The sequence below is a fragment of the Sphingobacterium shayense genome, assembly GCF_013179575.1.
Classification (GTDB): Bacteria; Bacteroidota; Bacteroidia; order Sphingobacteriales; family Sphingobacteriaceae; genus Sphingobacterium; species Sphingobacterium shayense.
Map to the genome: position 1 here is coordinate 1 of NZ_JABMCQ010000190.1, position 7,185 is coordinate 7,185.

A 7,185-nucleotide genomic window follows, 5' to 3' on the forward strand; every position below is an offset into this window, starting at 1 on the left:
TACCTGAAACAAAAGATATCATCATTATGCTCTCATTAGCATTAGGTGGTACAGGTTTAGCTTCTTTTTTAGCAATCCCTATTTCAGAGTACATGCAAGCTCATTTCCCACAGCTGGAAACCTTTTCGTTAACGAATACCTATTTTTGGATCATTCTTGTCGCTACAATAATCGGAATTTCACTATCCTTTACTCCGGCTCGAAAGTTGGAACATGCTGGTGCATCAAAATTAGCAACTACTTTACTATATATGCTTATAATAACCATCGGCATGCAAATGGATATTTTGGCGATTCTGGAAAATCCCGGTCTATTTATCGTTGGTGCTATTTGGCTTTCTTTCCACGCGCTTCTTCTACTTATCGTCGGCAAAATTCTAAAAGTACCGTTTTTTTACTACGCAGTGGGTAGCATGTCCAATGTCGGTGGTGTTGCGTCCGCAACCGTCGCAGCAGCAGCGTTCCACCCGTCACTTATATCAGTTGGAGTAATCCTTTCTGTCTTTGGCTATGCTATTGGCACGTACGCGGGCTGGTTGACAGCAATATTAATGCAGCTCGCAGCAGGCGGTTAGGGAAATCAACTTTTGCTACGCAATTATTTTTTGTAAATTCAACTACAATGAAAGATAACAACATCTATTACCAAGGGCAAGTACTCTGGGCTCAATTGGATCCCAACAGACATCTCCGGCACTCGGCTTATGCAGATTTCTGCGCGCAGGCCCGTAGCAATATGTTAAAAGATGCTGGCCTTTCACTGGAAGAATTTGCAAAACGTGGAATTGGACCTATTTTATTTCGCGAGGAACTTGTTTATCACCGAGAAGTTGGCTTAGATGAAACGATCATCGTAAAAGTCGAACTCACGAAACTTAATACTGTCAATTTTAGATTTTCATTCCGTCACGAGATATACAAAGAGAACGGTATTAAAGCAGCTACCGTCAACGTTGACGGAGCGTGGTTAAATCTCCGCGAGAGAAAATTAACCACGATTCCTGAAGATTGGGTGCCTATAATAGAACGGATTCCTAAATCGAATGACTATCTACAAACAGAAACATAAACGCTTACTTAGCGTCTATGTTTCTGTTTTAGCAGGGTGTGCTGTGGGTTACCCTCATCACTGATTACCCATGAATTACTCCATATTATTTACTGTTTAACACCACCTCGTACAGATCTTTACGACGATCCTTCAATATCTTAACTGTTCCGTATTCATGTAAATCGCGTAAAGCATACAAATCAACATCCGCAATTAATACCATTTCTGTATTTGGCGTAGCTTCCGCTTTTATTCCATTATTGGGGAACGCGAAATCCGACGGTGTGAAGACGGCGGATTGGGAATATTGGATATCCATATTATTTACGCGAGGCAAATTTCCAACGCATCCTGCAATCGCGACGTAACACTCGTTTTCAATCGCCCTCGCCTGCGCACAAGCTCTTACCCTCATATAACCGTTTTGTGTGTCGGTCATAAAAGGAACGAACAACATTTGCATACCTTGATCAGCCATGATACGACTGACTTCAGGGAATTCGACGTCGTAACAGATTAACAAGCCGACTTTACCACAATCTGTATCAAAAACGCTTATCTCATTCCCTCCTGTCATCCCGTAATACTTGAACTCATTCGGTGTGATATGGATCTTCTTATGCACATCAACTTTACCTGTTCTATGGCATAAATAGGAAGCATTATATAATTTTTTATATTCTATAATCGGCATAGAACCAGCGATTATATTAACATTATACGATATTGCGAATTCTTGCATTTTAACGATAATATCAGCAGTAAGTTCTGCAAGTTTCTGCATCGCTGCACGTTCAGGAAGATGATTATAAGGACTCATCAACGGCGTATTAAAAAATTCTGGAAATAAAACAAAATCAGCGCCATAATCACTAACCGCATCGACAAAAAATTCCACCTGGTCGTAGAATTCTTCCACGTCTTTAAACGAACGCATCTGCCACTGAACCAGCCCCAGGCGAATCGTCTGTTTTGATGTCGAACTTGATTTAGAATCTGGTTCATAATAGATATTATCCCACATTAGCAGCGTGGCAAATTCATTCGACTCTTTATCTTCTGGTAAGTAATTTTTTAAAATCTTCTGAACGTGAAAATCATTAGAAAGTTGAAAAGTCAACGTCGGATCATAAATTTCTTTACGTTTTACCTTCTCAATATAGGTCCGAGGGGTCATCTTATCGGCATAGTTATGATAATTTGGTATTCTCCCCCCCGCGACGATACCTTTTAAATTCATCTCTTCGCAAAGTTGTTTACGCGCATCGTACAAGCGCCTTCCTAAACGCAAAGCCCGATGATCTGGATGCACAAATACTTCTATCCCATATAAAGTATCCCCCTCATAATCATGTGTAGTAAATTTACCGTCATCGATGATTTCGTAATATTTTTTCTGAAGGTTTGTCTTTTTCGAATCGATAATAAGGGACAGCGCGCAAGCAACCACTCTCCCATTTACTTCAACACACAACTGCCCCTCTGGGAACATTGTAAGCAGATCTTCTATATTTTCCCGTGTCCATATCTCACCAGAATCGCTACCGTAGGCCTTTTCCATGGACCGCTTTAGATCTTTATAATCCTCGTCCGTTAATATTCTAACCTGTATATCCATATTTTTTTTCTTAGCTGTACAACAAATTCCTACTCTATTAGTTTGGTCAATATTATTGCCAATCAATAAAAAAGGAGAACGCTCCGTTCTCCAATTTCTTTCTCTCTAAAGCTTATGCTTCGCCCTTAGGGCCTCCAAAATTCATTGGAATCGGAGGATCGTTCGTTTTAATCGTTCCATTTCCAGCTTCATACCTATTCACGTTGTCTTGAAGCGCTCCTAGTAGCCTTTTAGCATGCTCGGGAGTTAAGATAATTCTGGATTTTACTTTTGCCTTAGGAATACCAGGCATTATACGAATAAAGTCTAACACAAACTCGCTATTTGAGTGCGTAATAATAGCTAAATTACTATATATCCCCTCTGCAATCTCCTCACTAAGTTCAATACTCAATTCACTGTTTTCTTCAGGTTCTGTGTTATCGTTCTTCAAGTCCATAAAATTCACATCCATTTTTGACATTCTGTATTTTCTAACTAATATATCAATTATTATTTTTTATACGGCTATTTCGCAAATGTCCTGAAATCTTGTCCTGATTTAATAGACAAAACAGCCTCATAAATTAAACGTATTACATTATCCACATCATCCTTGTGAATCATCTCTACTGTTGTATGCATATACCTCAGTGGCAAGGAAATCAGTGCCGATGGCACACCTCCGTTCGAGTAAGCAAAAGCATCGGTGTCTGTACCAGTCCACCTAGAAGACGCTTGTCGCTGGAATGGAATATCATTTTTCTCTGCCACATCAACTAATAATCTGTTCAAATTAATTTGGACAGCGGGTGCATACGAAAGGACAGGTCCTTGGCCGCACGCTAAATCGCCTTGGATATTCTTGTTAATCATCGGAGTCTGTGTATCGTGCGTGACGTCTGTGACGATTGCGATATTGGGCTTGATGTAGTCAGCGATCATTTCTGCACCACGCAACCCTATTTCTTCTTGTACAGAATTTACGATATACAACCCGAATGGCAATTTCTTTTTGTTCTCTTTCAATAGACGTGCTACCTCTGCGATCATAAATCCGCCCGCCCGATTATCCAAAGCACGACCGACATAGTAACGATCGTTCAAGATCATAAATTCATCTTCGTAAGTTATAACACATCCCACGTGTATTCCAAGTTCCTCAACTTCCTCTTTAGACGTCGCGCCACAATCTAAAAAGATATTTTTCAAATTCGGTGTGTCTTCTTTTTCACCAGAGCGCGTATGAATAGCCGGCCAACCAAACACCGCTTTCACTAACCCCTTATCCGTGTGGATATTTACTCGTTTAGACGGTGCTATCTGATGATCTGACCCGCCATTACGAATGACATAAATAAGTCCATCTTTAGTAATATAATTCACGAACCATGAAATTTCATCAGCGTGTGCCTCGATAACGACCTTATAAGGTGCTTTGGGATTAATAATTCCTACTGCTGTTCCATAATTATCGATATATGTATCATCAACGTAAGGAGCAAGATAATCTAACCACAAGCGTTGGCCCTGCCATTCAAACCCTGTAGGTGATGGATTGTTAATATATTTCTCAAAAAAATTTAACGATTTATCGGTAACAACCGAAACATGCTTCTTCTCTTCTTTTCCTTTTTTGTTCGCCATGTCTAAATATTTGACAGGCAAAATATAAAAAATTAAAGGTATTTCAAACAATCAATTGATAGGATATTATGGAATAAATGTTTTGCAGTTGGAATTTATTAATGGATAACGCTATATTTACCATTTAATATATAACTATGCATTCAGTCCTAAATGTCTTCCATTGGAATATTGACCCAGTTATTTTTGAGATTGGTTCTTTTGGTTTACGCTACTACGCATTGTGCTTTTTAGCAGCATTCATTGTCTCGTACGTACTTATGTTACGTGTTTTCAATCGCGAAGGCAAATCACAAGAATTACTAGATAAATTAAGTATATATATATTCTTAGGGACACTTATAGGGGCTCGTCTAGGTCACTGCCTATTCTATGAATTTGATTATTATATGGCGCATCCGCTAGAAATGATATTGCCTGTTCGGAATGTTAATAATAGTTTCGAATTCACAGGTTTTCAAGGTTTAGCCAGTCATGGTGGTGCCATTGGTATCCTGATTGCGCTTTGGTTATTCTCGCGAAAAACAAAAACAAATTTTGTTTGGATTGCAGACCGCCTGGTCTTAGTCGTCCCGTTAGCAGGTGCCTTTGTACGACTAGGAAACTTTTTCAATTCTGAAATCATAGGACTCCCAACAAGCTTACCCTGGGCCGTAGTTTTCGAAAAGCACGATCAAATTGCTCGCCATCCTGCACAGCTCTATGAGGCGATTTGCTATGTAATAATATTTTTCATCCTTTGGTCGATATATCAGAAGAATACGAAACCCAAACCAGGCTTGTTATTTGGAGTATTTCTAGTTTTACTCTTCGGAGCACGGTTTGGCCTTGAGTTTTTCAAAGAGAATCAAGAAGCATTTGAAGACGGTATGAAATTCAACATGGGACAGCTTCTTAGTATTCCTTTTGTTGCCATAGGATTTTACTTAATATTTAAAAGGCCGAAGGAGATCTTATCCAAAAAATAATTATTAAACCCACCTTCAAAAGAGGTGGGTTTAATAATTATAAGGATTCAAACTTTTGAAGCCAAAACATTGTTCAACAAAGAAATCCCGTGCGGAAACAAATTAGTAATCCTACCCGTGGGAGACTTCCAGAGCATCTATTTGTAGGACAAAAATTCAGCAACTATAATGAGCAATCATATCCAACAAACCAAACAACCAAGCAGAACTATCGTACTATTCATCCTTGGTTTACTCTCTGCGATTGGTCCTTTTTCAATAGACATGTATCTTCCTGCATTTAAAATTATCGCTACCGATTTCGATACATCAGTTGATTTAGTACAATATTCGTTAACTAGCTTTTTCATAGGAATCGCATTCGGTCAACTCATTTATGGGCCTTTGTTAGATCGATATGGAAGAAAAAAACCACTCTTAGTCGGTCTAGTTATCTATATCATCGCCACTTTCCTATGTATTTTCACACGCGACATCGAAAATCTTATCCTTTTGCGCTTTTTTCAAGCCCTTGGCAGCTGTGCGGGGATGGTCGCAGCGCGAGCAATGATTCAAGATTATTACCAGCCGCGGGAAGCAGCAAGAGTTTTTAGTTTATTGATGCTTGTTATTGCAATTTCTCCAATACTAGCACCAAGTGCAGGCGCTTTCTTGATGAATCATTTTGATTGGCACTATATTTTTATTTCGCTGTTGATGATTGGGGTAATAATTCTTCTAGCTACGTTCTTTAAGCTACCAGAGTCCTATCCCGGCAATAAAGACTTCTCTCTGCGTCCAGCCGCAATCACAAAAAATTTTTGGACGGTATTCACAAATAAAACCTTTTTTAGCTACAGCATGGTCGGGTCTATAGCCTCATCTGGATTGTACGCATATCTAGCGGGATCGTCTTTTGTAATGCAAGAACAGTATGGACTAACACAATCTGAATACGGGCTTGCCTTCGCTTTTGTTGCCTCTGCGATGATCCTCGCTACACAAGTTAACAGAGTGATTTTGAAAAGATGGACCAGCCCGCAAATAAGTCGAATCGCTAATATCTGGCAAGCGCTGGTGGCCTTGACGTTGTTTGCCTTTCTTCTGTGCGATCTATTGACTTTCCCTATTTTACTAATACTGATATTTTTCTATCTAATGGGTCACGGATTTATCTTTCCTAACACGTCGGCGATGGCCCTTTCACCATTTAAATCCCTTGCGGGCAGTGCGTCCGCTTTATTAGGCTGTATACAAATGGCTATCGGCGCTTTAACGTCTGGTTTAGTTAGTTTCTTCCATAACAACACGGCATATCCGATGATTTGTGTGATGGCTGCAGCAGCCGTAGGCTCACTTTTAATCTCCATATTAGCGGCGAAACCTGCTGAGCATACAATAATCTAAAACATACCCTTAACACAACAAAACCTGCTAAATGCAGGTTTTGTTGTGTTATTTAATTTAATTTTTCTACAGGAAACTTTGAAGCCCCAATCGGTAACTACCGAGACCAAAGCCACATATTACTCCAACGCAGTTTTTCGCCAAATAAGAATGGTGTCGAAACGTTTCACGTTTGTGAACATTTGAAATATGGACTTCCACAACTGGGGTTTCAATGGCAGCTATTGCATCGCCAATCGCAACTGAAGTATGCGTATATGCACCGGCATTCAATACAATTCCGTCATAAGAAAAACCAACCTCATGTAACATGTCGATAATGGCTCCTTCATGGTTACTTTGAAAATAAGATAAATCGACATCCTCATATTCCGTCTTCAATTCTTCGAAGTACGACTGAAAATCCCGATCACCATAAACGCTCTTTTCACGAACCCCCAGTAGGTTTAAATTGGGGCCGTTTATTATTAATATCTTTTTCATCGATTCTCGCTAAACTCTAAAGGTAGACAATCTACTAAATATCTCCATAGAAA

The 7,185-nt window shown here is 39.5% G+C and carries 8 protein-coding genes; 4 read left to right on the forward strand and 4 right to left on the reverse strand.

Annotated features, from left to right (window positions below):
- Both HP439_RS16695 and HP439_RS16700 read left to right on the forward strand, forming a co-directional pair.
- On the forward strand, positions 1-575 hold a 575-nt coding region (locus HP439_RS16695; RefSeq protein WP_172391477.1), incomplete at its 5' end, for a DUF819 family protein.
- A 47-nt stretch (positions 576-622) separates the two neighbouring features.
- Positions 623-1,069: an acyl-CoA thioesterase gene (locus HP439_RS16700; protein ID WP_172391478.1), complete on the forward strand. Its 447-nt coding sequence runs from the start codon at positions 623-625 to the stop codon at positions 1,067-1,069.
- 85 nt (positions 1,070-1,154) lie between these two features.
- Here the strand turns inward: HP439_RS16700 and HP439_RS16705 are convergent, their stop codons facing one another.
- From HP439_RS16705 to HP439_RS16715, 3 genes are all read right to left on the reverse strand, one after another.
- Positions 1,155-2,669 (reverse strand): bifunctional GNAT family N-acetyltransferase/carbon-nitrogen hydrolase family protein, encoded by a 1,515-nt coding sequence (locus HP439_RS16705; RefSeq protein WP_172391479.1) that lies wholly within the window; start codon positions 2,667-2,669, stop codon positions 1,155-1,157.
- 112 nt (positions 2,670-2,781) lie between these two features.
- Positions 2,782-3,108: a DUF3467 domain-containing protein gene (locus tag HP439_RS16710; protein ID WP_172391484.1), complete on the reverse strand. Its 327-nt coding sequence runs from the start codon at positions 3,106-3,108 to the stop codon at positions 2,782-2,784.
- A 68-nt stretch (positions 3,109-3,176) separates the two neighbouring features.
- Positions 3,177-4,295 (reverse strand): M42 family metallopeptidase, encoded by a 1,119-nt coding sequence (locus HP439_RS16715; RefSeq protein ID WP_172391480.1) that lies wholly within the window; start codon positions 4,293-4,295, stop codon positions 3,177-3,179.
- A gap of 137 nt (positions 4,296-4,432) precedes the next feature.
- Between HP439_RS16715 and lgt the strand changes: the two genes are divergently transcribed.
- Positions 4,433-5,263, forward strand: coding sequence for a prolipoprotein diacylglyceryl transferase (gene lgt, locus HP439_RS16720; protein ID WP_172391481.1), 831 nt, complete (start codon positions 4,433-4,435; stop codon positions 5,261-5,263).
- Between the two features lie 168 nt (positions 5,264-5,431).
- Positions 5,432-6,649, forward strand: coding sequence for a multidrug effflux MFS transporter (locus tag HP439_RS16725; protein ID WP_172391482.1), 1,218 nt, complete (start codon positions 5,432-5,434; stop codon positions 6,647-6,649).
- Between the two features lie 66 nt (positions 6,650-6,715).
- On the opposite strand, the gene aroQ is transcribed toward HP439_RS16725, so the two are convergent.
- On the reverse strand, positions 6,716-7,132 hold the full coding sequence (gene aroQ / locus HP439_RS16730) for a type II 3-dehydroquinate dehydratase (RefSeq protein ID WP_172391483.1): 417 nt from the start codon (positions 7,130-7,132) through the stop codon (positions 6,716-6,718).
- Between the last annotated feature and the right edge of the window lie 53 nt (positions 7,133-7,185).

Excerpts from the sequence above, each read along its gene's own strand:
- HP439_RS16725 (WP_172391482.1), top strand. The coding sequence starts at position 5,432 with ATGAGCAATCATATCCAACAAACCAAACAACCAAGCAGAACTATCGTA.
- HP439_RS16700 (WP_172391478.1), top strand. The coding sequence starts at position 623 with ATGAAAGATAACAACATCTATTACCAAGGGCAAGTACTCTGGGCTCAA.
- HP439_RS16715 (WP_172391480.1), bottom strand. The coding sequence starts at position 4,295 with ATGGCGAACAAAAAAGGAAAAGAAGAGAAGAAGCATGTTTCGGTTGTT.
- HP439_RS16710 (WP_172391484.1), bottom strand. The coding sequence starts at position 3,108 with ATGGACTTGAAGAACGATAACACAGAACCTGAAGAAAACAGTGAATTG.
- aroQ (WP_172391483.1), bottom strand. The coding sequence starts at position 7,132 with ATGAAAAAGATATTAATAATAAACGGCCCCAATTTAAACCTACTGGGG.
- HP439_RS16705 (WP_172391479.1), bottom strand. The coding sequence starts at position 2,669 with ATGGATATACAGGTTAGAATATTAACGGACGAGGATTATAAAGATCTA.
- lgt (WP_172391481.1), top strand. The coding sequence starts at position 4,433 with ATGCATTCAGTCCTAAATGTCTTCCATTGGAATATTGACCCAGTTATT.